19 protein-coding genes and 3 pseudogenes are annotated in these 22,626 nt (G+C 67.1%); 7 read left to right on the forward strand and 15 right to left on the reverse strand.

Going from position 1 to position 22,626, the window contains the following annotated elements; genetic code table 11:
• Positions 1 to 10: 10 nt before the first annotated feature.
• From IDM45_RS07830 to IDM45_RS07850, 5 genes are all read left to right on the forward strand, one after another.
• Complete coding sequence (locus IDM45_RS07830; protein ID WP_209422339.1) at positions 11 to 1,258, forward strand: BaiN/RdsA family NAD(P)/FAD-dependent oxidoreductase; 1,248 nt, start codon at positions 11 to 13, stop codon at positions 1,256 to 1,258.
• A 192-nt stretch (positions 1,259 to 1,450) separates the two neighbouring features.
• A complete protein-coding gene (locus IDM45_RS07835; RefSeq protein ID WP_232654179.1) occupies positions 1,451 to 2,914 on the forward strand; it encodes a cellulase family glycosylhydrolase in 1,464 nt (487 codons plus the stop codon).
• Between the two features lie 163 nt (positions 2,915 to 3,077).
• Positions 3,078 to 3,290, forward strand: coding sequence for a 30S ribosomal protein S21 (rpsU, locus tag IDM45_RS07840; protein WP_007833691.1), 213 nt, complete (start codon positions 3,078 to 3,080; stop codon positions 3,288 to 3,290).
• Between the two features lie 103 nt (positions 3,291 to 3,393).
• Positions 3,394 to 3,840 carry a GatB/YqeY domain-containing protein gene (locus tag IDM45_RS07845; protein WP_209422340.1) on the forward strand — a complete coding sequence of 149 codons (447 nt, stop codon included), beginning with the start codon at positions 3,394 to 3,396 and terminating at the stop codon, positions 3,838 to 3,840.
• Positions 3,841 to 4,000: 160 nt separating this feature from the next.
• On the forward strand, positions 4,001 to 5,089 hold the full coding sequence (locus tag IDM45_RS07850) for a tartrate dehydrogenase (protein WP_209422341.1): 1,089 nt from the start codon (positions 4,001 to 4,003) through the stop codon (positions 5,087 to 5,089).
• 20 nt (positions 5,090 to 5,109) lie between these two features.
• Here IDM45_RS07850 and IDM45_RS07855 read toward each other — a convergent pair whose 3' ends face one another.
• From IDM45_RS07855 to IDM45_RS07895, 9 genes and pseudogenes are all read right to left on the reverse strand, one after another.
• Positions 5,110 to 5,397, reverse strand: a complete 288-nt coding sequence (locus IDM45_RS07855) for a hypothetical protein (RefSeq protein WP_209422342.1) — start codon at positions 5,395 to 5,397, stop codon at positions 5,110 to 5,112.
• Between the two features lie 125 nt (positions 5,398 to 5,522).
• Positions 5,523 to 5,786 (reverse strand): FixH family protein, encoded by a 264-nt coding sequence (locus IDM45_RS07860; protein WP_209422343.1) that lies wholly within the window; start codon positions 5,784 to 5,786, stop codon positions 5,523 to 5,525.
• Positions 5,787 to 5,902: 116 nt separating this feature from the next.
• A complete protein-coding gene (gene ccoG / locus IDM45_RS07865) occupies positions 5,903 to 7,351 on the reverse strand; it encodes a cytochrome c oxidase accessory protein CcoG (RefSeq protein WP_209422344.1) in 1,449 nt (482 codons plus the stop codon).
• A 113-nt stretch (positions 7,352 to 7,464) separates the two neighbouring features.
• On the reverse strand, positions 7,465 to 8,379 hold the full coding sequence (gene ccoP, locus IDM45_RS07870; protein WP_209422345.1) for a cytochrome-c oxidase, cbb3-type subunit III: 915 nt from the start codon (positions 8,377 to 8,379) through the stop codon (positions 7,465 to 7,467).
• Between the two features lie 34 nt (positions 8,380 to 8,413).
• Positions 8,414 to 8,551: a cbb3-type cytochrome oxidase subunit 3 gene (locus IDM45_RS07875; RefSeq protein WP_209422346.1), complete on the reverse strand. Its 138-nt coding sequence runs from the start codon at positions 8,549 to 8,551 to the stop codon at positions 8,414 to 8,416.
• A 32-nt stretch (positions 8,552 to 8,583) separates the two neighbouring features.
• The gene (gene ccoO, locus IDM45_RS07880; protein WP_209422347.1) at positions 8,584 to 9,210 is read right to left on the reverse strand and encodes a cytochrome-c oxidase, cbb3-type subunit II; all 627 of its coding nucleotides are present in this window, start codon (positions 9,208 to 9,210) and stop codon (positions 8,584 to 8,586) included.
• Between the two features lie 20 nt (positions 9,211 to 9,230).
• Positions 9,231 to 10,669: pseudogene (gene ccoN, locus IDM45_RS07885) on the reverse strand (cytochrome-c oxidase, cbb3-type subunit I).
• A 65-nt stretch (positions 10,670 to 10,734) separates the two neighbouring features.
• Positions 10,735 to 10,872 (reverse strand): cbb3-type cytochrome oxidase assembly protein CcoS, encoded by a 138-nt coding sequence (gene ccoS / locus IDM45_RS07890; protein ID WP_209422348.1) that lies wholly within the window; start codon positions 10,870 to 10,872, stop codon positions 10,735 to 10,737.
• Position 10,873: 1 nt separating this feature from the next.
• Positions 10,874 to 13,311 (reverse strand): annotated as a pseudogene (locus tag IDM45_RS07895) (heavy metal translocating P-type ATPase).
• A gap of 136 nt (positions 13,312 to 13,447) precedes the next feature.
• Between IDM45_RS07895 and IDM45_RS07900 the strand changes: the two are divergent.
• A complete protein-coding gene (locus IDM45_RS07900) occupies positions 13,448 to 13,891 on the forward strand; it encodes a universal stress protein (protein ID WP_209422349.1) in 444 nt (147 codons plus the stop codon).
• Positions 13,892 to 13,997: 106 nt separating this feature from the next.
• Here the strand turns inward: IDM45_RS07900 and IDM45_RS07905 are convergent, their stop codons facing one another.
• The 5 genes from IDM45_RS07905 to IDM45_RS07925 form a co-directional block, all read right to left on the reverse strand.
• Positions 13,998 to 15,635 carry a malonate--CoA ligase gene (locus IDM45_RS07905; protein WP_209422350.1) on the reverse strand — a complete coding sequence of 546 codons (1,638 nt, stop codon included), beginning with the start codon at positions 15,633 to 15,635 and terminating at the stop codon, positions 13,998 to 14,000.
• 20 nt (positions 15,636 to 15,655) lie between these two features.
• The gene (locus IDM45_RS07910) at positions 15,656 to 16,486 is read right to left on the reverse strand and encodes an enoyl-CoA hydratase/isomerase family protein (protein WP_209422351.1); all 831 of its coding nucleotides are present in this window, start codon (positions 16,484 to 16,486) and stop codon (positions 15,656 to 15,658) included.
• A gap of 36 nt (positions 16,487 to 16,522) precedes the next feature.
• Positions 16,523 to 18,094 (reverse strand): malonyl-CoA decarboxylase, encoded by a 1,572-nt coding sequence (locus tag IDM45_RS07915; protein WP_209422352.1) that lies wholly within the window; start codon positions 18,092 to 18,094, stop codon positions 16,523 to 16,525.
• 144 nt (positions 18,095 to 18,238) lie between these two features.
• On the reverse strand, positions 18,239 to 19,036 hold the full coding sequence (gene lgt / locus IDM45_RS07920; protein WP_209424052.1) for a prolipoprotein diacylglyceryl transferase: 798 nt from the start codon (positions 19,034 to 19,036) through the stop codon (positions 18,239 to 18,241).
• Positions 19,037 to 19,127: 91 nt separating this feature from the next.
• A complete protein-coding gene (locus tag IDM45_RS07925) occupies positions 19,128 to 20,315 on the reverse strand; it encodes a YbfB/YjiJ family MFS transporter (RefSeq protein ID WP_232654172.1) in 1,188 nt (395 codons plus the stop codon).
• Between the two features lie 226 nt (positions 20,316 to 20,541).
• On the opposite strand from IDM45_RS07925, the gene argA reads away from it, so the two are divergent.
• Positions 20,542 to 21,888 carry an amino-acid N-acetyltransferase gene (gene argA / locus IDM45_RS07930; protein ID WP_209422354.1) on the forward strand — a complete coding sequence of 449 codons (1,347 nt, stop codon included), beginning with the start codon at positions 20,542 to 20,544 and terminating at the stop codon, positions 21,886 to 21,888.
• Here the strand turns inward: argA and bla are convergent.
• Positions 21,875 to 22,503, reverse strand: a pseudogene (gene bla / locus IDM45_RS07935) (class A beta-lactamase); the annotation flags it as partial. The gene argA and the pseudogene bla sit on opposite strands and share 14 nt — an antisense overlap.
• Positions 22,504 to 22,626: the final 123 nt, after the last annotated feature.

A 22,626-nucleotide genomic window follows, 5' to 3' on the forward strand; every position in this document is an offset into this window, starting at 1 on the left:
GCTGCCTGCCGTGCCCCAGCTTTCTCCTTTCTTCGACGCCGTCATCATCGGCGCCGGCGCTGCCGGCCTGTTTTGCGCCGCCCGGGCCGGCCAGCGCGGCCTGCGCGTGCTGCTGATCGACCACAGCGCGCGCGTGGCGGAAAAGATCCGCATCTCGGGCGGGGGCCGCTGCAACTTCACCAACCGCAGCCTCGATGCCCAGGCGCCGCAGCGCCACTTTGTCGGCCACAACCCGCAGTTCGCCCGCGCCGCACTGTCGCGCTACACGCCGCAGGACTTCATCGCGCTGGTGCAGCGCCACGGCATTGCCTTCCATGAAAAGCACAAGGGCCAGCTGTTTTGCGACCGCTCGGCCGAGGACATCATCGCCATGCTGCTGGCCGAATGCGCCGACGGGCGCGTCGAGCGCTGGCAGCCATGCAGCGTCAAAAATATAGTGTTTTTGGCCTCAAACCCAGGTGGGACAAGCGCTGACAGCTATCAAATCGATACCGAACGGGGCCTGGTGCAGGCGGCGCAGGTGGTCATTGCCACCGGCGGCCTGTCGATCCCCAAGATCGGCGCCAGCGATTTTGGTTACCGCGTGGCGCAGCAGTTCGGCGTGCCGCTGGTCGAGCGCCGCCCCGGCCTGGTGCCGCTGACCTTCGACGGCCAGGCCTGGGCGCCCTACGCCCACCTGGCCGGGCTGGCCCTGCCGGTGGCCATCAGCACCGGCAGCAAGAAGGGCCGCACCAGCTTCGACGAGGACTTGCTGTTCACCCATCGCGGCCTGTCCGGGCCGGCGGTGCTGCAAATCTCCAGCTACTGGCAGCCAGGCACGCCGCTGGCCATCGACCTGGCGCCTCGGGAGCAATTGCGCGAGGCACTGCTGCAGGCCAAGGCACGCTCGCGCCGGCTGCTGGCCAACGAGCTGGCCAGCTTGCTGCCGGCCCGGCTGGCCGACGCCTGGGTCAGCCAAAGCGCTGAATGGCAGCGTCCCATCAACGAGGCCAGCGACAAGGCCCTGGCGCGCCTGGCCGAGCACCTGGGCCGCTGGGAGCTGACGCCCACCGGCACCGAGGGCTACAAAAAAGCCGAAGTCACCCTGGGCGGCGTGGACACGCGCGCACTGTCGGCGCACACCCTGGAGTGCAAGGCGCAGCCCGGGCTGCATTTCATCGGCGAGGTGGTGGACATCGCCGGCTGGCTGGGCGGCTACAACTTCCAGTGGGCCTGGGCCAGCGCGGCGGCCTGCGCGCAGGCGCTGGTGGCGCATTGAGCGGCCGCACCGGGCGGTCGCATTGCGCAGCGGCGATTGATTCGCGTCAATCGTTAGCCAAAAGCGAATGGGCCAAACCAGGCCCGGCTGGGACAATCGCGGCTGCGCTCCGTGCGGGCGCATCCCCGGCCCGCGATTTCGTCGCAGACACTCTCCACCGCCACGGGCACCATGTATTTCAAGCGTTCGACCTTGTTTCCCCACTCTTTCTCCGTCTCCCGCCTGCTTGGCGGCGCGGCCCTGGTGGCCAGCATGTTGATGGGCGCCCTGCCCGCCTGGAGCTATGAGGCGCGCGCCGGTGGCATCGTCGATGCCGCTGGCAACGGCATCCAGTTGCGCGGCGTGAACTGGTTCGGCGCCGAAACCGCCACCAACGTGGTGCATGGCCTGTGGGCGCGCAACTGGCAGGACATGATCGATCAGATGCAGCAGCAGGGCTTCAACGCCGTGCGCCTGCCGTTCTGCCCGGCCACGCTGCAGGGCGTGGTGCCATCAGCCATCGACTACAGCCGCAACCCCGACCTGCAGGGGCTGGACTCGCTGCAGGTGCTCGATGCCGTGGTGCTGGAGCTCAGCCGCCGTGGCATGTACGTGCTGCTCGACCACCACACCCCCGATTGCCAGACCATCAGCGAGCTGTGGTACACGCCCGGCTACAGCGAGGCGCAGTGGCTCGATGACCTGGCCTTCGTCGCCCGGCGCTACCGCGAGGTGCCCGGCGTCATCGGCCTGGACATCAAGAACGAGCCGCATGGCGCTGCCACCTGGGGCACAGGCAACCCGGCCACCGACTGGAACCTGGCCGCCGAGCGCGCCGCAGCCCGCATCCTGCCGATCGCGCCGCACTGGCTGATCGCCGTGGAGGGCATAGGCGCCAGCGCCCACTGCTCCAGCCAGGAGCCCCACTTCTGGGGCAGCAACATCGAGCCGCTGGAGTGCCAGCCGCTGGCCATCCCGGCCAGCCAGCTGCTGCTGACGCCGCACACCTACGGCCCCGATGTCCATGAGCAGCCGTACTTCAGCGCGCCGAACTTCCCGGACAACATGCCGGCCATCTGGGAGCAGCAGTTCGGCCGCTTCGTGCAAAAGGGCTACACGCTGATGCTGGGCGAGTTCGGCGGCAAGTACGGCCAGGGCCATCCGGGCGACGTAGCCTGGCAGAACAAGCTGGTGGACTACCTGATCGCCAAGGACATGCGCAGCGGCTTCTACTGGTCTTGGAACCCCAACAGCGGCGACACCGGCGGCATCCTGCAGGACGACTGGCAGACGGTACGCAGCGACAAGGTGCAGCTGCTGCAGCGGCTGTGGGGCAATGTGGGCGGCGGCGCGCCCACGGCTCCGGCGCCCTCGACGCCGGCGCCACCCGAGCCGCAGCCAGCCCCGCCGCAGGCCCCGGTCGAGGCAGCGTTCGCCTTCGAGCACATCGTGGACAACGACTGGGGGACGGGCTACTGCCAGCGCGTGAAGGTGCGCAACACCGGCTCCACAGCCGGCGAGTGGCTGCTGATCACGCCCATCGAGGGGCACGTCAACAGCCTGTGGAGCGCGCTGTGGCTGCAGCAGGACAACCTGCTGGGCGCCATCGGCCTGGACTGGAACCGCACCCTGGCACCGGGCGCCAGCACCGAGTTCGGCTTCTGCGCGCAGCGCTGAGGCCCAGCGAGGGGCGTGGGTCGATACGCTATAATGCCCGGCTTTGCTGGCAAAAGCCCGTCGGCCAATACTAGTTACAGACGGGCAAAACCGCCGTCCATGGCTTTCGGGCCCGATCTTCCCGACAACCCTCTGGCGGCATAATTTTGGAATCAACCACCTGATGACCACCATCCGAGTAAAAGAGAACGAACCCTTTGACGTGGCCCTGCGCCGCTTCAAGCGCACCATCGAAAAGCTGGGCCTGCTGACCGACCTGCGCGCCCGCGAGTTCTACGAAAAGCCCACTGCCGAGCGCAAGCGCAAGAAGGCCGCTGCCGTCAAGCGCCACTACAAGCGCGTGCGCAGCATGCAACTGCCCAAGAAGCTGTACTGATCGGCCTGCGACCGGCACCTGCCAAACCCGCGCTGGGGACGCCGAGCGCGGGTTTTTTTGTTTTTCATTTCTACACCTTCTGCACCTTTCGGAGAGTCAGTTCATGAGCCTGAAAAACCGCATCACCGAAGACATGAAGACAGCCATGCGCGCCCGGGACAGCGAGCGCCTGGGCACCATCCGCATGTTGCAGGCCGCCATCAAGCAGCGCGAGGTCGATGAGCGCATCGAGCTGGACGACGCCGCCGTGGTCGCCGTGGTGGACAAGCTGCTCAAGCAGCGCCGGGACAGCATCGCGGCCTTCGAGGCCGCCGGGCGCCAGGATCTGGCCGAGCGGGAGCAGGCCGAGGCAGCCGTGCTGCAGGCCTATCTGCCCGAGCGCATGTCTGCCGAGGAGATCGAAGCCGCCGTGCGTGCCATCGTGGCCGAGCTGGGCGCCGGCGGCCCGGGCGACATGGGCAAGGTGATGGGCGCGGCCAAGGCCAGCCTGGCCGGCAAGGCCGACATGGGCCAGGTCTCGGCAGCCGTCAAGGCTGCCCTGGCGCGCTGATGCACCCGCACCCGCAGTCTGATTTACTCCTTTATCGATAGCTGCTTGCGCTTGCCAGTCAACGTTTTCAACATGTTTCATGCCTGAAAACGAGACATAGCAAGCGCAATCAGCTATAATTATTATAGCAACAAGCCCATCCATTCCGGAGGCCACAGCCATGCCACGCCCCTTCCAGATTGCAGTACTCGCCGGCGACGGCATTGGCCGCGAGGTCATGCCCGAAGGCCTGCGCGCCGTGCAGGCTGCGGCGCAGCGTTTTGGCATCGCTCTGGAACTGCACACCTTCGACTGGGCGCATTGCGACTACTACCTGCAGCATGGCCAGATGATGCCCACCGACTGGAAGGCGCAGCTGTGCGGCATGGATGCCATTTATTTCGGGGCAGTGGGCTGGCCGGCCACGGTGCCCGACCATGTGTCGCTGTGGGGTTCGCTGCTGAAAATGCGCCGCGAGTTCGACCAATACATCAACCTGCGCCCGGTGCGCCTGTTCGAGGGCGTGCCCTGCCCGCTGGCCGGCAAGAAGCCCGGCGACATTGACTACGTGGTGGTGCGCGAGAATACCGAGGGCGAATACACCGCCCTGGGCGGCGTCATGTTCGAGGGCACGCCGCGCGAGATCGTCATCCAGGAATCGGTCTATTCACGCCACGGCGCCGAGCGCCTGCTCGATTTCGCCTTCGAGCTGGCTGCCGGTCGGGCGCGCCGGCATGTCACGCTGGCCACCAAGAGCAACGGCATCGCCATCAGCATGCCCTGGTGGGACAGGCGAGCCGACGAGGCCGCGCAGCGTCATCCGCAAGTCAGCCTGGACAAGCAGCACATCGACATCCTGGCGGCCCGCTTCGTGTTGCAGCCCGAGCGCTTCGACGTGGTGGCGGCAACCAATCTGTTTGGCGACATCCTGAGCGATCTGGGGCCGGCGACCACCGGCACGATCGGACTGGCGCCTTCGGCCAACCTGAATCCCGAGCGCCAGTTCCCCAGCCTGTTCGAGCCGGTGCATGGCTCGGCGCCCGACATCTACGGCCAGAACATTGCCAACCCGATCGCCATGATCTGGTCAGGCGCGCTGATGCTGGATTTTCTGACGCACGGCGAAGGATCAGGCCGGGCCGCGCACGACGCCATCGTGCAGGCCATCGAGAGCGTGCTGCGCAGCGGCCCGCGCACGCCTGACCTGGGGGGCAACGCCAGCACTGCCGAGGTCGGCAGGGCGATAGCGGCGGCCCTCAGCCGGGGCTGAGCTGCCCCGGCCGGAGAAATTCACAGCGAGTACTTGGCGCAATCGAGGGGCCGCTCGCCGGTGGGCACCGGGCAGCGGTTCATCTCGAAGGGCGAGACGGTCAGCAGCGTGGTCAGGGCGCTGGAGGCCATGATGACCGCCCAGAAGACGAAGAAGGCAATCGTGTAGATGCCCTGGCGCGACAGCTGCAACGGCTCATCGAACCAGTACAAGGCCCCGGGATCGACAAAGGCAAAGACCACCATCTCCATCACGCCCGCCATCAGAAAGGCGGGCCAGGCAATCCACATCATCCGTTGCATTAGCATCATCAGCCTCCTTGCGATGCGTCAAAGACTAGCACCGCAAGGCGTGCCATGCCAAGGTGGCTGACCCGGATGTTGTGTCAGACCAGGCCGCAAAACGCCCCGGTCAGGGCAGGCAGGCACTGGATTCAGCGTGGCTGATCCTTCTCGGGTGTCGCTGCATGGTTGCGGCCCTTGATGGCCGGCTGCATGTTCGATTGCCGGCCTTCCTCGGCCAGCGTCTTATTGATGTCCAGGCCGCGCTGGTAGTAGTCCTCGGCAATCACCGGATCGGGTTGGCTTACGGCCAGCCACAACGTGAAGAAGCCGGCCACGACGACAATCGCCGGCCCGGCAATGATCAGCCAGACATGGCCGTATTTCCACCAGGGCTGAGAGGCGGGAGCCTGCATGGGCGTAACGGGAGAAGGAGCTGGAGAAGCCATTGCTGTGTCCTTGAGGCCCCGCAGGCGGGGCCGTTCAGGCCCGGATCGGCGTCAGGCCATCCGGGCCGAAAATCGATGCCACATCAGCGCGGCACCAGGAAAACGGATTTTTCCGACACCTGCGCCCCGGTGGCCTCGGCGCGGATGTCGAAGTACACCGTGTGCGAGCCCGGGGCTGCCGAGCCGTAGGGGATGTGCAGCCGCACCGAGACCCAGCGCGACTCGGCAGCGCCGATTTCCACCTGTGCCTCCGAAGCCAGCTCCAGGCCTTCCAGTCCGCGCGCGCTGAGCGTGTAGGTCTGCGGCTTTTCCGTGGCGTTCATGATCTGCAGGCGGTAGATGTTCTCCAGCTTGCCTCCGGCGACGATGCGCGACAGGGCTGCCCGGTCGCGCACGACATCCACTTTGAAGGGGGTGCGCACCACCAGGCTGGTCAGCATGGCGACGCACAGCAGCACCAGCACGCCCGAGTACAGCAGCACGCGCGGGCGGAAGACGCGCTTGAGCATCTGCGACTGCGTCCAGTGGTTGGCCACGCCGTTTTGCGTGGAAAACCGGATCAGGCCGCGCGGATACTTCATCTTGTCCATCACGGTGTCGCAGGCGTCCACGCACAGGCCGCAGCCGATGCACTCGTACTGCAGACCGTTGCGGATGTCGATGCCCGTGGGGCAGACCTGCACGCACAGGGTGCAGTCGATGCAGTCGCCCAGGCCCTTGGCCTTGTAGTCCACGGTCTTGTTGCGCGGCCCGCGCGGCTCGCCACGCTCGGGGTCGTAGGTCACGATCATCGTGTCCTTGTCGAACATCGCACTCTGGAAGCGCGCGTAGGGGCACATGTATTTGCACACCTGCTCGCGCAGGAAGCCAGCGTTGCCGTAGGTGGCAAAGCCGTAGAAGAGCACCCAGAAAATCTGCCAGGAACCCTGGAACTGCATCAGCTCAGCGCCCAGTTCGCGGATCGGCACGAAGTAGCCGACGAAGGTGTAGCCCGTCCAGAAGGCCACCGCGATCCAGACGATCTGCTTGGCGGTCTTCTTCCAGATTTTTTCGAACGTCCACGGGCCGTTGTCCAGGCGCATACGCGCGCTGCGGTCACCCTCGATCTTGTGCTCGATCCACATGAAGATCTCGGTATAGACCGTCTGCGGGCAGGCAAAGCCGCACCACAGGCGCCCGGCCACCGCCGTGAACAGGAACAGCGACAGCGCCGAGATGATGAGCAGGCCCGTCAGATAGATGAAATCCTGCGGATACAGCACCAGGCCGAAGATGTAGAAGCGCCGCGCTCCCAGGTCGAACAGCACCATCTGGCGCTCGCCCCACTGCAGCCAGGGCAGGCCGTAGAAGATGAGCTGCGTGAGGTACACCATGGCCCAGCGCCAGCGCGCGAACAGGCCGCTGATCGAGCGGGGATAAATCTTCTTTTGCGCCTCGTACAGCGAGACCATCTCCCCTTGCGAGTTGCCTTGCGCTGCAGGGACGATGGGGATGACTTTCTTGCGCGGTGGCTGGCCGTCAGCGGGCTTCATGGATCCAGGTTCTCCAGGCGAGGGCATGGCTCAGGCCAGGCCTTCTTGAAAACGACAAAACGGCCGTCAGTCCCACCCATGGCGGGACTGCCGGCCGCACAGCAAACAGGTAATCAGCGGGCGCCGCCAGCCTTGTTGGACAGGCCCCAGACGTAGGCCGTCAACACGTTGATCTGCGCATCGGTCAGCTTGTCCTTCTGCGCCGGCATTTCGTTGGTCTTGCCGTTGTTGATGATATTCACAATGGCGGCCTCGCCCCAGCCGTGCAGCCAGATGTCGTCTGTCAGGTTGGGGGCACCCAGGGCGGCATTGCCCTTGCCATCCATGCCGTGGCAGGCGGCGCAGGCAGTGAACTTGCTTTTGCCCAGCGAGGCCTTGAGCGAATCATGCGGGCTGCCCGACAGGCTAAGCACGTAGTGGGCCAGATTGCGCACGTCCTCGGACGAGCCCACGGCGGCAGCCATGGGCGGCATGATGCCCACGCGGCCTTCCTGGATGGTCTGGTGGATGTTTTCCGCCGTGCCGCCATGCAGCCAGTCGCCATCGGTCAGATTGGGAAAGCCCTTGCTGCCGCGTGCGTCCGAGCCGTGGCACTGGGCGCAGTTGTTCATGAACAGACGATCGCCAATGGCCATGGCTGCAGGATCGCCCGCCAGCTCTTCGGTCTTCATGCTGGCAAAGCGCGCATAGACCGGAGCCTCGGCCTCCTGGGCGCGGCTGACTTCGGCCTGGTACTCGCCCAGCTGCGTCCAGCCGAGCTGACCCTTGTAAGTGCCCAGGCCCGGGTAGGCAATCAGATAGCCGATGGCAAAGACGATGGTCAGCACGAACAGCCACATCCACCAGCGGGGCATGGGGTTGTTCATCTCCGTCAGGTCTTCATCCCAGACGTGGCCGGTGGTGTTGTCGGCAGCGGACTCGATCTTCTTGCGCGAGGTGAGCCACAGCAGCAGGGCGCAGCCGACGATGCCGGCAATGGTGATGCCCGCGACATAGAAAGACCAGAAATCACTGGTGAAATCGCTCATGGGTTATCTCTCTTGTTGTGTACAGCCGAGTCCCTCAGTCCTCGGCGAAGGGCAGCTGCGCCGCCTCCTCGAAGCGGCTCTGGTTGCTGCGCCGCCAGGCCCAGAACCAGATGCCCAGGAAGCACGCCAGCGATGCCAGCGTGGCCACGATGCGCATGGTGGTGATGTCCATGACTGCCTTCCTTTTCTTGTGTTGCGCCATGCTCAGCGCAGGGCGCGGCCCAGCACCTGCAGATAGGCGATGACGGCTTCCATCTCGGTCTTGCCCTTGACGTCCTCGCCCGCCTTGGCGATCTCCTCGTCACTGTAGGGCACGCCCACGGTGCGCAGTGCCTTCATGTGGCGTGGCATGGCCTGGGCATCGACCTGGTTCTTTTCCAGCCAGGGGTAGGCCGGCATGTTGGACTCGGGCACCACGTCGCGCGGGTTGTTCAGGTGGATGCGATGCCACTCGTCGCTGTACTTGCCGCCCACGCGGTGCAGGTCGGGGCCGGTGCGCTTGGAGCCCCACTGGAAGGGGTGGTCATAGACGAACTCGCCGGCCACCGAGTAGTGGCCATAGCGCAGCGTCTCGGCGCGGAAGGGGCGAATCATCTGCGAGTGGCAGTTGTAGCAGCCCTCACGCACATAGATGTCGCGCCCGGCGAGCTGCAGCGCGGTGTAGGGCTTGAGGCCCTGCACGGCTTCGGTGGTGGACTTCTGGAAGAACAGCGGCACGATCTCCACTAGGCCACCAATGGCGACCACGATGAGGATCAGCACGATCATCAAGAAGTTGCTGGTTTCGACCTTCTCATGCGTGAAGCCAGCGCTTTTATTGGTATTGGACATGTTTCAACAGCTCCTGGTGCTCAGGCGTGTGCGGGATTGACCGCAGGGATGGGCAGCTTGACGGAGCGGCCGGAGATGGCGGTGACCCAGACGTTCCAGGCCATGATGCACATGCCCGTCAGGTACAGCACGCCGCCGGCGAAGCGGATGGCGTAGAACGGATAGGTAGCCTTGACGCTCTCGACGAAGGTGTAGGTCAGCGTGCCGTCGGCGTTCACTGCGCGCCACATCAGGCCTTGCATGACGCCGGCGATCCACATCGCGGCGATGTACAGCACGATGCCGATGGTGGCCAACCAGAAGTGCAGCTCGATGGCCTTGATGGAGTGCATCTTTTCCTTGCCGAACAGGCGCGGCACCAGGTAGTACAGCGAACCCATGGTGATCAGGCCCACCCAGCCGAGAGCCCCGGCATGCACGTGGCCCACCGTCCAGTCGGTGTAGTGCGACAGGGCGTTGACGGTCTTGATGGACATCATCGGGCCTTCGAAGGTGGACATGCCGTAGAACGACAGCGACACGATCAGGAAGCGCAGGATGGGGTCATCACGCAGCTTGTGCCAGGCACCCGACAGGGTCATGATGCCGTTGATCATCCCGCCCCAGCTGGGCGCCAGCAGGATCAGCGAAAACACCATGCCCACGGACTGCGTCCAGTCGGGCAGCGCGGTGTAGTGCAGGTGGTGCGGGCCGGCCCACATGTAGGTGAAGATCAGCGCCCAGAAGTGGACGATGGACAGGCGGTAGCTGTACACCGGACGACCGGCCTGCTTGGGGATGAAGTAGTACATCATCCCGAGGAAGCCCGTGGTCAGGTAAAAGCCCACGGCGTTATGGCCATACCACCACTGCACCATGGCGTCCTGCACCCCGGCATAGGCCGAGTAGCTCTTCATGAAGCCGGCGGGGATGGCCGCGCTGTTGACGATGTGCAGCAGGGCCACGGCGATGATGAAGGCGCCGAAGAACCAGTTGCCCACGTAGATATGCTTGACCTTGCGGATGCCGATGGTGCCAAAGAACACGATGGCATAGCTGACCCACACGGCAGCGATCAGGATGTCGATGGGCCACTCCAGCTCGGCGTATTCCTTGCCCGAGGTGTAGCCCAGTGGCAGGCTGATGGCGGCGGCCACGATGACCAGCTGCCAGCCCCAGAAGGTGAAGGCCGCCAGCTTCGGCAGGAACAGCCGCGTCTGGCAGGTGCGCTGCACCACCCAGTAGCTGGTGGCGAACAGGCCGCAGCCGCCAAAGGCAAAGATCACTGCATTGGTGTGCAGCGGACGCAGGCGCCCGTAGCTCAGCCACGGAATGCCGAAGTTCAGTTCAGGCCAGGTCAGCTGGGCGGCGATGAACACCCCGACCAACATGCCTACCACCCCCACACGACCGACATGATCGTGAATTGGCGCACGACGGTATCGTCGTAGTGCGCTGTTTTTGTCTGTGCAGATTCCATCGGGCACCTCTTGTAATTGCGGCAAAAAGTTTCAACCAGTCTTGCGTTGTGGGAATTGACCGTAGTCAACTGTCGCGCAAAATGCGCTCCCCCTCTTGATCGACGTTCTCGAACTGCCCGCGGTCAACAGCCCACCACAGGCCGGCCAGCACGAACAGCACCAGCACCACGGACAAAGGGATCAGCAAATAAAGAATGTCCATGTCATGCCAGCTCCAGCGGGATGGGCGCCGCGTGCGGCGCAGGTCGGGAAATTGTTGCGTCGTCGCCACCCGGATCACGGGTCAGGCGTGCGGCATTAGCCACCACCAGCAGCGAACTGAGCGCCATGCCCAGGCCGGCCAGCCAGGCCGGCATCAGCCCGGCGATCGCCAGTGGCACACCCAGGGCGTTGTAGCCGGCAGCCCACCACAGGTTCTGGCGCACGATGCGCAAGGTGCGGCGCGACAGCAGCAATGCCCGTGCAACCAACCCGAGATTGTCGCCCATAACCACCAGGTCGGACTTTGACTGGGCCAGCGGCACGGCACGACCGAAGGCAAAGGAAACATGGGCGCCGGCCAGCACTGGCCCGTCGTTCAGGCCATCGCCGACCATGGCCACCCGATGGCCAGCCTGCTGCAGCTGGCGCAGGCGCGCCAACTTGTCCTGGGGCGTGCAGTCGCCCTGCGCCACGGCGATGCCGGCGCTCTGCGCGATGCGCTGGACTGCGCCGGCGCGGTCGCCCGACAGCAACTGCACATCGACCCCGATTTGCTGTAGCTTTTGCACCACGGCAATGGCCTCCGGTCGCAGTTGCTCGGCCAGGCTGAAGCGCGCCAGCTCCGATACCCGACCATCTTGCTCAAGTGACAGCACGGCCTGCTGGCCGGCTGCGCCGTCTTCGGCCACCCGCGCATGGCGGGCCGAACCCAGGCGCAGCGTGCCACTGCCCGGCTGCACCGTGGCGACCAGCCCGGCGCCAGCGATTTCCTGCACCTCATCCAAAGTCCAGCCAGCAGCGAAGCGATCCGCCCCTTCGGCGGCCGCGGCAATGGCCCGCGACACCGGATGCAGCGAGTGCCGTGCCAGCAGCGCCGCCAGCGCCAGGACCACGTCGCGCGGCAGCGGCGCCGCCGGGGGCAGCCGCACTGCCTGCAGCGCCAGGCCATCGGAGGTCAGCGTGCCGGTCTTGTCGAAGACCACCGTATCGACGGCGGCCAGCGCCTCCAGCGATTGCAGGTTGCGCACCAGCACGCCGCTGCGCGCCAGGGTGCCGGCAGCCGTGAGCATGGCCACCGGCGTGGCCAGCGACAGCGCACAGGGGCAGGTCACGACCAGCACGGCCACGGCCACCATCAGCGCCTGGCTGGGGTCGGTCGGCCACCACCAGGCCGCCGCCCCGGCAGCAGCCAGCAGCACGCCGATCAGAAAGGGCCGGGCGATGCGGTCGGCCAACTGCGCCAGGCGCGGCTTTTGCAGCGAGGCACTCTCCATCAGCGCCACGATCTGGCCAAAGCGCGTGCCCTCGCCCAGGGTCTGCACGCGCACCTGCACGGCTGCGCGCAGGTTGTAGCTGCCGGCGGTGACGCTGGCCCCAGCGGCTTGGGCACCGGTGTCGATTCGCCCGTCAGCAAGGCTTCGTCGGCCTGGGTGCTGCCGGCCACGATGCAGCCATCGGCTGGAAAGGCCTCGCCCGGCAGCACGCGCACCACATCGCCCACCCGCAGGCGGCGCGTGGCCACGCGGGTGAAGCCGCCCTCCCCGTCCAGACGCTCGACGCTGTCGGGCAGGCGGTTCATCACGGCCTCCAGCGCCCCGGCGGTGCGGTCGCGCAGGCGCAGCTCCAGCCAGCGGCCCGTGAGCAGGAAGAACACGAACATGGTCAGCGAGTCGTAATAGACCTCGCGCCCGAACGGCCCGCTCGGGTCGAACGTCCCCAACATGCTGACCACGAAAGTGATCAACATGCCGGTGGCCACCGGCAGATCCATGCTGACGCGGCGCTGGCGGATGTCGCGCAGGGCGCTGGAGAAGAACGGCCCGCAGGCGAACAGCACCACCGGCAGGCTGATGACCCAGGAGGCCCAGCGCAGCAACTGCTCCATCTCCAGCGTCAGATCGCCCGGCATGGCGCGGTAGGCCGGCCATGCGTACATCATGACCTGCATCATGCAAAAGCCCGCCACCAGCCAGCGCCACAACGCCTGGCGGTGCTCGCGCCGACGGTGCTCGCGGGCGAAGGCGTCCATGGCCGGCAGCGCCTGGTAGCCGGCACGCTGCACCGCCGCCATCCAGCCCGAGGGCAGCACCTGGCGCGGATCCCAGACCACGCGCGCACGGCAGGTCGCGGCACTGACATCGGCCTCCTGCACGCCGGGCACGCGGCGCAGGGCTTCCTCGATGGTCAGCGCGCAGGCCGCGCAGTGCATCCCGCCCAGCACCACGTGCGACTCCCAGGCCGTGTCCTGCGCCGGCGCAGCGGCAGGCCCGGCAGGTGCGGACGCGCCGTGCGGGCGCCCGAAAGCCGTCCATTCCTGGGGATCATCGAGCAAGGCCGCAGCAGCGGCTGGGGCGGGCGAGGCGGGCGCACCGGGAGCGCTGGAGGCAGCCACAGAAGATGCTCCGACAGCGGCAGACGGCTCGGATGCGGGATTTGACATGAGACAAAGAGTAACCGGGGAATCAGACAAGCTCATTGACTTGCATCAAGATGGACAAAGCAAGCCATCCTACGTTGCCTTCCATAATCATCCAGATCCCATCCAAGAACCTACACAGACCCAGAGGAGTTTTGCCATGTACCAACGCATCCTGATCGCTACCGACGGCTCCGAGCTGTCCGAGAAAGCCGTGCAAAGCGGGCTGGAGCTGGCGCGCCTGTCCGGCGCTTCGGTCGTGGCGCTCAAAGTGGTGCCGCGCTACCCGCGCAGCTACTTCGAGGGCGGCGCCACGGTCGATCCCGCCGAGGTCAAGCGCATCGAGGCGCACTGGGGCGAAGCCGCGCAGGAGCTGGTCAACAGCATCAAGGCGCGCGCCAAGGCCGATGGTGTGAGCGCCAAGGCCGCCGTGGTCAAGTCCGACCTGATCGCCGAGGCCATCATCGCTGCCGCCAAGAAGCACGAGTGCGACCTGATCGTCATGGCCTCGCATGGCCGCAAGGGCCTCAAGCGCATGTTGCTGGGCAGCGAGACACAGCATGTGCTGACGCACTCGCACACCCCGGTGCTGGTGCTGCGCTGAACCGGAAATATCGGTAAAAACCCCTGTAAACCCTTGCTGAGCTTGCGCTGGCAGCTATTGAATCAATAGCTGCCAGGCTTGCCCGACCCCGTGGGCCACGGCCCATTCAGTCCTGGAACAGGCCCTGGTGCTGCTGGCGCAGCAGGTTCTTTTGCACCTTGCCCATGGTGTTGCGCGGCAGCTCGGCGGCCAGGGCGCAGTGCTTGGGGATTTTGTAGTTGGCCAATTGCGCCTTGAGCGCCGCCAGGATGGCCTGCGGATCGGGCTGCACGCCGGCGCGCGCCACCACCACGGCCACGCCGACCTCGCCAAAATCCGGGTGCGGCACGCCGACCACGGCGCTCTCGGCCACGCCGGGCAGCTCGTTGATGGCGGCCTCGATCTCGGCGGGATAGACGTTGTAGCCGCCGCTGATGATCAAGTCCTTGCTGCGCCCGACGATGGTCACGTAGCCGTCCCGATCCTGCAGACCCACGTCGCCCGTCCTGAACCAGCCGTCCGACGTGAATTCCTCGGCCGTCTTTTCCGGCATCCGCCAGTAGCCCTTGAAGACGTTGGGGCCGCGCACTTGGATGTGGCCGGTCTCGCCCGGGGGCAGCAGCGCGCCGCCCTCCTCTTTCCCTTCTTTCCCCTCATCCCCTTCTCCCACCACGCGCAGGCCCACGCCGGGCAGCGGAAAGCCCACCGTGCCGCCCCGGCGCTCGCTTTGGCCCTGGTAGCGCGCATCCGGGCCGCAGGGGTTGGAGGTCAGCATGATGGTCTCGCTCATGCCGTAGCGCTCCAGGATGGTGTGGCCGGTGCGCTCCTGCCACTGGTGGAAGGTCTCGATCAAGAGCGGCGCCGAGCCGGAGATGAACAGCCGCATGTGCGCCGCAGCAGCCGGCGTCAGCCGTGCATCGGCCAACATGCGCACGTACAGCGTCGGCACGCCCATGAAGACGGTGGCGCGCGGCAGGGCCTCGATCACGGCGCGTGGCTCGAACCTGGCAAACCAGATCATCTTGCTGCCGTTGATCAGCGCGCCGTGGCTGGCCACGAACAGGCCATGCACGTGGAAGATGGGCAGGGCGTGGATCAGCACGTCGCCGCCCTGCCCGGGCGTGCGCCAGCCCCAGTAGTCCTTGAGCATCAGCGCGTTGGACAGCAAGTTGCCGTGCGTCAGCATGGCGCCCTTGCTGCGCCCGGTGGTGCCGCTGGTGTAGAGGATGGCGGCCAGATCGTCGGCGCCGCAAGGCACCGGCTGGTGCGCGTCGCCGAAATACGCGGCGCGCTCGAGCAGGCTGCCGCCGCGCTCGTCGTCCAGGGTGAAGACGTGCTGCGTGCCGGCGGCGAAGGCAATGCGCGAGACCCAGCCGAAATTGCCCGGCGTACACACCACCACCGCCGGCTCGGCATTGCCGACGAAGTATTCGATCTCGCTGCTCTGGTAGGCGGTGTTGAGCGGCAGATAGACGTACCCGGCGCGCAGCGTGGCCAGGTACAGCATCAGCGCCTCGACGGATTTTTCCACCTGCACGGCGATGCGGCTGCCCGCAGGCAAATCCAGCGAGGCCAGCAAATTGGCCATGCGCGCGCTGGCGTGATCCAGGTCGCGCCAGGAGTAGTGCCGCCAGCCGCCCTCGGGCGTCGCCGCCTCGATGGCGGTGCTGTCCAGGTCGGACGGAAAGGCGGCGCGCAGGGCGCTGAACAGGTTGTGCGATACACACTGCAGCGGCTGGGCGATCTGGGCGTCAGAAGTGGTCATGGCGATGGATGGCAAGGGTTTCAGAAAACCGGCGCGCGCTTGGCCAGGAAGGCGCCTATGCCTTCGCGGTGCTCGGCGCTGTCGGCATAGGCATAGGGGTCGGCCGGGGCTGCAGCCACTTCGTTTTCGATAGCTGACAGCGCTTGTCCAGCAAGGCTTTGGGCCATTTTTGATGCTGAAAACGCCCGCAGCGTCTGCTTGTTCATGCGCGCCGCCTGAGGCGCCAGGGCAGCGATGCGGCGCACGCTGGCCAGGGCCTCTTGGGCCAATGTCTCGGGCGCCACCACCCGACTCAGAAAGCCCTGCTGCGCCAGCTCGGGCGCGCCGAAGGTGGCGGCCTCCAGCAGCATCTGGCGCGCCAGCACCTCGCCCACGGCGCCGGCCACCAGCGCCGCCTCGCGCGGCGCCATGGGAAAGCCCAGGCGCGCAATCGGCGCGCCAAAGCGCGCATTCTGCGCGGCGATGCGGATGTCGCAGCAGCTGGCGATCTCCACGCCCGCGCCCATGCAGGCGCCGGCGATGGCGGCGACGATGGGCACGTCGCACGCCAGCATGGCCGACAGGCCACCCCAGACCTCGTCCTCATGAAAGGCGCGCAACTGCGCCGCGTCGAAGCGAAAGGCCGGGTATTCCGAAATGTCGCCGCCGGCGCAAAAGGCCGTGCCGGCGCCCTCCAGCAGCACGCAGCGGATGCCGGCGTCGCGCTGGATGGCGAGGAACACCTCGCGCAACTGGCGCCACATGGCGCGCGACATGGCGTTGAGCCGGCCATCGTGGCGCAGCACCACGCGCACCACGCCCGGCCCGGCTTCGGCCTCGGTCAGCCGGGCGAATTCGATTGCAGCAGTCATCTGCCCCTTCCCCATCAAACCAGAATGCGCCCAGGCTCAGGCGGACAGCAGGCTCTCGATCTCGCTGGAGACCGCAATCCTGCCCTTGGCCAGCTGCTCGCGGTGCTTGTCCAGGCGCTTGAGGTCGTACAGATAGTTGACCATCAGGCCAAAGGACTGCTTGATGCCCTTGGCCGAAGGATCGCCGGCCCAGTTCAGGCGCTCCACGCGCGCGCCATTGCCCAGGTGGAAGCGCGCTACCGGATCGACCGGGCGGCCATCCTTCAACTCCTGCCCCAGGTAGCGCGCGGCGCTGCGCTTGAGCAAGCGCCGCAGCGGCGACTTGGCCGGCAGCTCCAGGCCCTGCTCGGCTGCGGCAGCCAGCACCTGGGCCAGCTCGGGCGCGCTCTTCGCCGGCAGTTGCAGCGCGCGCGCCAGCTCGGCGCGCTCCTTGTCGCCGAGCTCGGCCAGGACAGTGGCGCCGTTCTTGGTCAGCCAGGCGCGAAAGCCCGGGATCGGCGAGAGCGTGGCAAAAGTGCGCAGGCGCGGAAACTCCTCGGTCAGCGTCTCCACCACATGCTTGATCAGCGAGTCGCCGAAGCTCACGCCGCGCAGGCCGGTCTGGGTGTTGCTGATGGAATAGAAGATGGCCGTCGTGGCGCGCTTGAGATCGGCCGGCGCAGCGGTCTCGTCCAGCAGCGGCGTGATGCTGTCGGAGATGGCATCGACCAGCGCCACCTCGACGAAGATCAGCGGCTCACCCTGCAGGCGCGGGTGGAAGAAGCCATAGCAGCGCCGGTGCTCGCCGACGCGGTTCTTCAGGTCGGCCCAGCTCTTGATGTCGTGGACAGCCTCGTATTTGATGAGCTTTTCCAGCAGCGACGCGGGCGAGTCCCAGGACAGGCGGCGCAGCTCCAGAAAGGCCACGTCGAACCAGGTGGAAAACAGCTGCTCCAGCTCCGCGTCCAGCGGCAGCAGGCGGCGCTCGGCTTTCAGGCGCGGCAGCAGCTCGGCGCGCAGATCGACCAGGAAGCGCAGGCCTTCGGGGAACACGGCAAAGCGCTGCAGCAGCCGGGTGCGCGGCGCGACCAGCGCGCGGCGCAGGTGGGCCTCGGCCTGGGGCGCCTCGTCGGTGCCGGCGGCGTCGGCGTAGCGCTGCTGCGCGCTCGTGACCTGGGCGGCGTCGGCGGCGAAGTGCTCGCACAGCAGCAGCCACAGGTCGCGCCGCTCCTCGGGTGTGGCATCGGCATACCACTCGGCCACGGCCTGGGCGCGGCGCCCGGCCTCGATCTCGCTCACGCGCGGGGCGGCGACTTCCTGCAGATCGGTCAGCAGGCGGCGCAGGGCGCGCGGCGTCAACGCCTCGTCCTCGCGGCGCAGCGTGGCCTTGAGGCGCTCGTGGGTGCTGCGGCTGACAACTGCCGCATCGCGCCGGGCCTTGGGCTTGGCTGCGGGTTCGGCGCCGGTGCCGGCCTGGGAGCCAGGCTGCACCGGGGGCTGAACCGGGGGCTGAGTGGCGTCGGGTTGGGTGGCGTCGGGTTGGGTGGCGTCGGGTTGGGTGGCGTCGGGCTGGGGAGCGGCGGCCTTGCGGCCGACCTTGCGTGCGATCCAGGAGGCAGGTGAGTTCATGGAAGAAGCCGGCTGGCGATGGGAGTGGAATGAATGGATGGAGTAAAGAAAGTGCAGGCCTCGGGTGCCATGCATTGGTTGATGTTTACCAAAAATGATAGCTCCCAGCGCTTGTCTGGCAATGGTTTGAGGCCAATTTGATGCTTATCTTGCCTGGCGTTGCGCATACAGCCACAGGGCGCTGCCGGCCAGAACCATGGGCACGCACAGCCACTGGCCCATGGACAGGCCCAGGCCCAGCAGGCCCAGGAAGCTGTCGGGTTCGCGGAAATATTCGGCGACAAAGCGCAGCACGCCGTAGCCGGCCAGGAAGGCGCCGGCCACCTCGCCGCGCTTTCTCGGGCGGCGCGCATACAGCCACAGCAGCGCGAACAGCAGCAGGCCTTCGAGCAGGAACTGGTAGATCTGCGAGGGGTGGCGCGCCAGCATGGAGCCGCTTTGCGGAAACACCATGCCCCAGGGCAGATCGGGCGAGGCCAGGCGGCCCCACAGCTCGCCGTTGATGAAGTTGCCGATGCGCCCCGCCGCCAGGCCCGTGGGCACGCAGGGCGCGACGAAATCCGCCACCTCCAGCCAGGGCCGGCCACGCGAGTGGGCAAACCACAGCATGGCGCCGATCACGCCCAGCAGGCCGCCGTGAAAGCTCATACCACCCTGCCAGATGGCGAAGATCTCCAGCGGGTGCTCGGCGTAATAGCCAGGCTTGTAGAACAGGCAGTAGCCCAGCCGCCCGCCCAGCACCACGCCCAGCACGCCCAAAAACAGGATGTCCTCCACATCCTTGCGCGTCCAGGCCAGCGACGCATAGGGCGGATGGCGCAGGCGCAGCGTGCCCAGCAGCATGAACAGGGCAAAGGCGGCCAGGTAGGTCAGGCCATACCAGTGGATGGCCAGCGGCCCCACTTGCAGGGCCACAGGGTCGATATGCGGGTACATCAGCATGATGGCGGGCATTGTGGCCCAGCGGCACCCGGCCAGCGGCGCCGGCAGCGACAGCCCGGGCCGGCAGAGTCTGCGGCATCAGCCCGGCACATCAGCCCTCGCGCCGCTCCAGCGCGCGCAGCGCCAGCAGCAGGCCCATGCCCACCAGCATCACGGCGGCGGTCGCCCACAGCGCACCGGCGTAGCTGCCGGTGCGGGTGGCCACCGCGCCGGTCATGGCCGGGGCGATGACCTGCGCCGCGCCATAGCTCAGCGTCAGCCGCGCCATGGCCTTGGAGGGGTTGTCCGGGTAGCGCCGGCCCATGAGCGCCAGCGTCAGGCTGACGATGCCGGCAAAGGTGCCGCCATAGAGCACGGCGCTGGCCAGGTTCCACAGCGGCGCGCCGCTGACCGCCGGCAGCACGATGGAGACGATCTGCAGCGCATAGGCCAGCAGCAGCGCCGGCACCTGCCCAAGCGCGCCGGCGATGCGATCCCACAGCAGGCTCGACGGCACGGCGGCCAGGCCGATGACGATCCACACCAGCGGCCCGCGCCCGGCCATGAGCGGCATTTTCTCGACGATATCGACGATGAAGGTGGCGCTGACCACGTAGCCGAAGCCAGCGCAGAAATAGGTCGCCATCATCAGCGTCAGCCACTGGCGCGAGGGCGCGCGCGGTTGGCCAGCGGCCAGCGGCGCGGCAGAACTGCCACTTGCCACCGCCACGTCGCCGGGCCGGGGCATCCAGGCCCAGGCCGGCAGGAAGAACACCAGCCCCAGCGCCCCCAGCGCCAGCCACTGCTGCGACCAGGCCAGTTGCGCCACCGCCCCGGCGGACAGGCCCGACACGGCAATGCCCAGGCCCAGGCCGGTGAAATGCAGGCCCAGCACCGGACGCTGGCGCTGGCGCATCAGCCAGTTCAGCACCAGCCCCGAGGCCAGCAACATGCCGGCGCTGCTGGACATGCCGCCGATGAAGCGCAGCAGCGCCCAGAGCCACACGTCCTCGGTCAGCCCCATGGCGGCGGTGCTGAGCACGCCGGCCACCAGGCCCCAGCGGTAATAGACGAACTTGCGCGCCATGTCGCCGGTGACGGCGGCGATCAGCGCGCCGGCGATGTAGCCGCCGTAGTTGGCCGCCGCCAGCCAGCCGCCGGCCAGGTAGGACAGGCCGGCCTGCTCGCGCATGACCGGCAGCAGCGGCGTGTAGGCAAAGCGCGCCAGGCCGATGGTCAGGATCAGGGAAAAGACGCCGGCCAGCAGCACGCGCAGGCGCTCGGCGCCGGGATTCGGCAAGGTTGTGGAAGTTGTCAATTTCTGTGCCCAGGTACATGTCTCCAGGAGAGGCATCGTAGTGGACGGGCAGCCACCGCCGTGACCTGGCGGCGACCCTGCAGCCAGCTGGCGCAGCCACTACACTGCACGCTTTTCGCTTGCACCGCCCGCCGCCTGCCCATGCGCAGCCCAGGGTCCGCAGGCTTTTTTTGTCCCCGATGCCGGCCTCTGCCCAGCCTTGCGCGCTATGTCCACGGTCTTCAACTTCACCTTCGTGCCCTGGTTCCGCTCGGTGGCGCCCTACATCCACAAATTCCGCAACCAGACCTTCGTGGTGGGCCTGACGGGCGAGGCCATTGCCGCCGGCAAGCTGCACAGCATCGTGCAGGATCTGGCCATGATCCAGGCCATGGGCGTGAAGATCGTGCTGGTGCATGGCTTTCGCCCGCAGGTGAACGAGCAGCTGCGCGCCAAGGGGCACGAGGCGCGCTACTCGCACGGCATGCGCATCACCGACCCGGTGGCGCTGGACTGCGCGCAGGAGGCCGCCGGGCAATTGCGCTACGAGATCGAGGCCGCCTTCAGCCAGGGCCTGCCCAACACCCCCATGGCCGGCGCGCGCGTGCGCGTGATCTCGGGCAACTTCCTCACGGCACGGCCCGTGGGCATCGTCGATGGCGTGAACTTCCTGCAGACCGGACTGGTGCGCAAGGTGGACGTGGAGGGCATCCGGCGCACGCTGGACATGCAGACGCTGGTATTGATCTCGCCCTTTGGCTTCTCGCCCACGGGCGAGGCCTTCAACCTGTCCATGGAGGAAGTGGCCACGCGCGTGGCCAGCGAGGTCGGCGCCGACAAGCTGATCTTCCTGACCGAGGTGCCTGGCGTGCGCACCCAGCCCTTCGAGCCGCCGGGCGAGGACAACCCCATCGATACCGAGCTGCCGCTGGCCGCCGCGCGGCGCCTGCTGGCCCAGCTGCCGCCGCCGCAAAAGCCCACCGACCCGGGCTTTTATCTGCAGCACTGCGTGCGCGCCTGCGAGCACGGCGTGGAGCGCAGCCACATCCTGCCCTTTGCCGTCGATGGCGCGCTGCTGCTGGAGATCTACGTCCACGACGGCATCGGCACCATGGTCATCGACGAAAAGCTCGAAGAGCTGCGCGAGGCGACCATCGACGACGTGGGCGGCATCATCCAGTTGATCGAGCCCTTCGAGCGCGACGGCACCCTGGTCAAGCGCGACCGCACCGAGATCGAGCGCGACATCGCCAGCTACACCGTGATCGAGCACGATGGCGTGATCTTCGGCTGCGCCGCGCTGCACCCCTACCCCGAGGCGCGCACCGCCGAGATGGCCGCCGTCACCGTATCCTCGCAGAGCCAGGGCACGGGTGATGGCGAAAAGCTGCTCAAGCGCATCGAGCAGCGCGCCCGGATGCAGGGCCTGGAGAGCATCTTCGTGCTCACCACGCGCACCATGCACTGGTTCCTGAAGCGCGGCTTCGCCCCGGTCGATCCCGACTGGCTGCCCGAGGCGCGCAAGCGCAAGTACAACTGGGACAGGAAGAGCCAGGTGCTGGTCAAGAAGCTCTGAGCCAAGCTGTGGCGAGCCGCCCTACCTGCGCGATGGCCACGTCGCGCTGCGCGGGCGCGGCCGGGCACTCGGTCAGGTAGCAGGCCACCACGGCCGGCGCGCCCTGCCCCGGCGCTGGCCGCACCACGCCCACGTCGTTGGCCGTGCCCTCGGCGGTGCCGGTCTTTTCCCCGACCCGCCAGCCGGGCGGCATGCCGGCGCGCAAGCGCCTGTCGCCCGTAAGGTTGCCCAGCAGCCAAGCCTGCAGTTGCGCGCGCGATGGCGGCGCCAGCGCCTCGCCCATTACCAGCATTTGCACGGTGCACAGCATGGTCAGCGGCGTGGTCGTGTCGCGCACTTCGCCGGGCGGCACGTCGTTCAGCGCGGGTTCTGTGCGGTCTAGGCGCGTGTGGGTGTCGCCCAGCGCCCGAAGCCACGCCGTCAGGCCCGCAGGCCGCCCTGCCGGCGCAGCAGCAGGTTGGCCGCGGTGTTGTCGCTCAGCACCATGGTGGCTTCGCACAGCTCGGCCACCGTCATGCCCTCCCGGTCTGCATGCGGCTCAGTCCGCGGCGAGTATTCCACCAGGTCGCCTCGGCCGAAACCCACGCGCGCGTCCAGGCTCTCGCGCTCCGCGTCCGGCAGTACTGGCTATTCCGTCTCAAGTCGCGCCCGCCCACAGCGGCGCTGCAGGCGTTCCGCGCCTGGCTGCTGCGCGAGACAACACCGGGCGGCTGACGCGGCCCCGCCGCACACAGGGCC

Source organism: Melaminivora jejuensis (assembly GCF_017811175.1).
GTDB lineage: Bacteria > Pseudomonadota > Gammaproteobacteria > Burkholderiales > Burkholderiaceae_C > Melaminivora > Melaminivora jejuensis.

What these genes read in the sequence shown, in the direction of transcription:
- rpsU (WP_007833691.1), top strand. Translation starts at nt 3,078, where the DNA reads ATGACCACCATCCGAGTAAAAGAGAACGAACCCTTTGACGTGGCCCTG.
- IDM45_RS07845 (WP_209422340.1), top strand. Translation starts at nt 3,394, where the DNA reads ATGAGCCTGAAAAACCGCATCACCGAAGACATGAAGACAGCCATGCGC.
- IDM45_RS07850 (WP_209422341.1), top strand. Translation starts at nt 4,001, where the DNA reads ATGCCACGCCCCTTCCAGATTGCAGTACTCGCCGGCGACGGCATTGGC.
- IDM45_RS07855 (WP_209422342.1), bottom strand. Translation starts at nt 5,397, where the DNA reads ATGCTAATGCAACGGATGATGTGGATTGCCTGGCCCGCCTTTCTGATG.
- IDM45_RS07860 (WP_209422343.1), bottom strand. Translation starts at nt 5,786, where the DNA reads ATGCAGGCTCCCGCCTCTCAGCCCTGGTGGAAATACGGCCATGTCTGG.
- ccoG (WP_209422344.1), bottom strand. Translation starts at nt 7,351, where the DNA reads ATGAAGCCCGCTGACGGCCAGCCACCGCGCAAGAAAGTCATCCCCATC.
- ccoP (WP_209422345.1), bottom strand. Translation starts at nt 8,379, where the DNA reads ATGAGCGATTTCACCAGTGATTTCTGGTCTTTCTATGTCGCGGGCATC.
- IDM45_RS07875 (WP_209422346.1), bottom strand. Translation starts at nt 8,551, where the DNA reads ATGGACATCACCACCATGCGCATCGTGGCCACGCTGGCATCGCTGGCG.
- ccoO (WP_209422347.1), bottom strand. Translation starts at nt 9,210, where the DNA reads ATGTCCAATACCAATAAAAGCGCTGGCTTCACGCATGAGAAGGTCGAA.
- ccoS (WP_209422348.1), bottom strand. Translation starts at nt 10,872, where the DNA reads ATGGACATTCTTTATTTGCTGATCCCTTTGTCCGTGGTGCTGGTGCTG.
- IDM45_RS07900 (WP_209422349.1), top strand. Translation starts at nt 13,448, where the DNA reads ATGTACCAACGCATCCTGATCGCTACCGACGGCTCCGAGCTGTCCGAG.
- IDM45_RS07905 (WP_209422350.1), bottom strand. Translation starts at nt 15,635, where the DNA reads ATGACCACTTCTGACGCCCAGATCGCCCAGCCGCTGCAGTGTGTATCG.
- IDM45_RS07910 (WP_209422351.1), bottom strand. Translation starts at nt 16,486, where the DNA reads ATGACTGCTGCAATCGAATTCGCCCGGCTGACCGAGGCCGAAGCCGGG.
- IDM45_RS07915 (WP_209422352.1), bottom strand. Translation starts at nt 18,094, where the DNA reads ATGAACTCACCTGCCTCCTGGATCGCACGCAAGGTCGGCCGCAAGGCC.
- lgt (WP_209424052.1), bottom strand. Translation starts at nt 19,036, where the DNA reads ATGCTGATGTACCCGCATATCGACCCTGTGGCCCTGCAAGTGGGGCCG.
- argA (WP_209422354.1), top strand. Translation starts at nt 20,542, where the DNA reads ATGTCCACGGTCTTCAACTTCACCTTCGTGCCCTGGTTCCGCTCGGTG.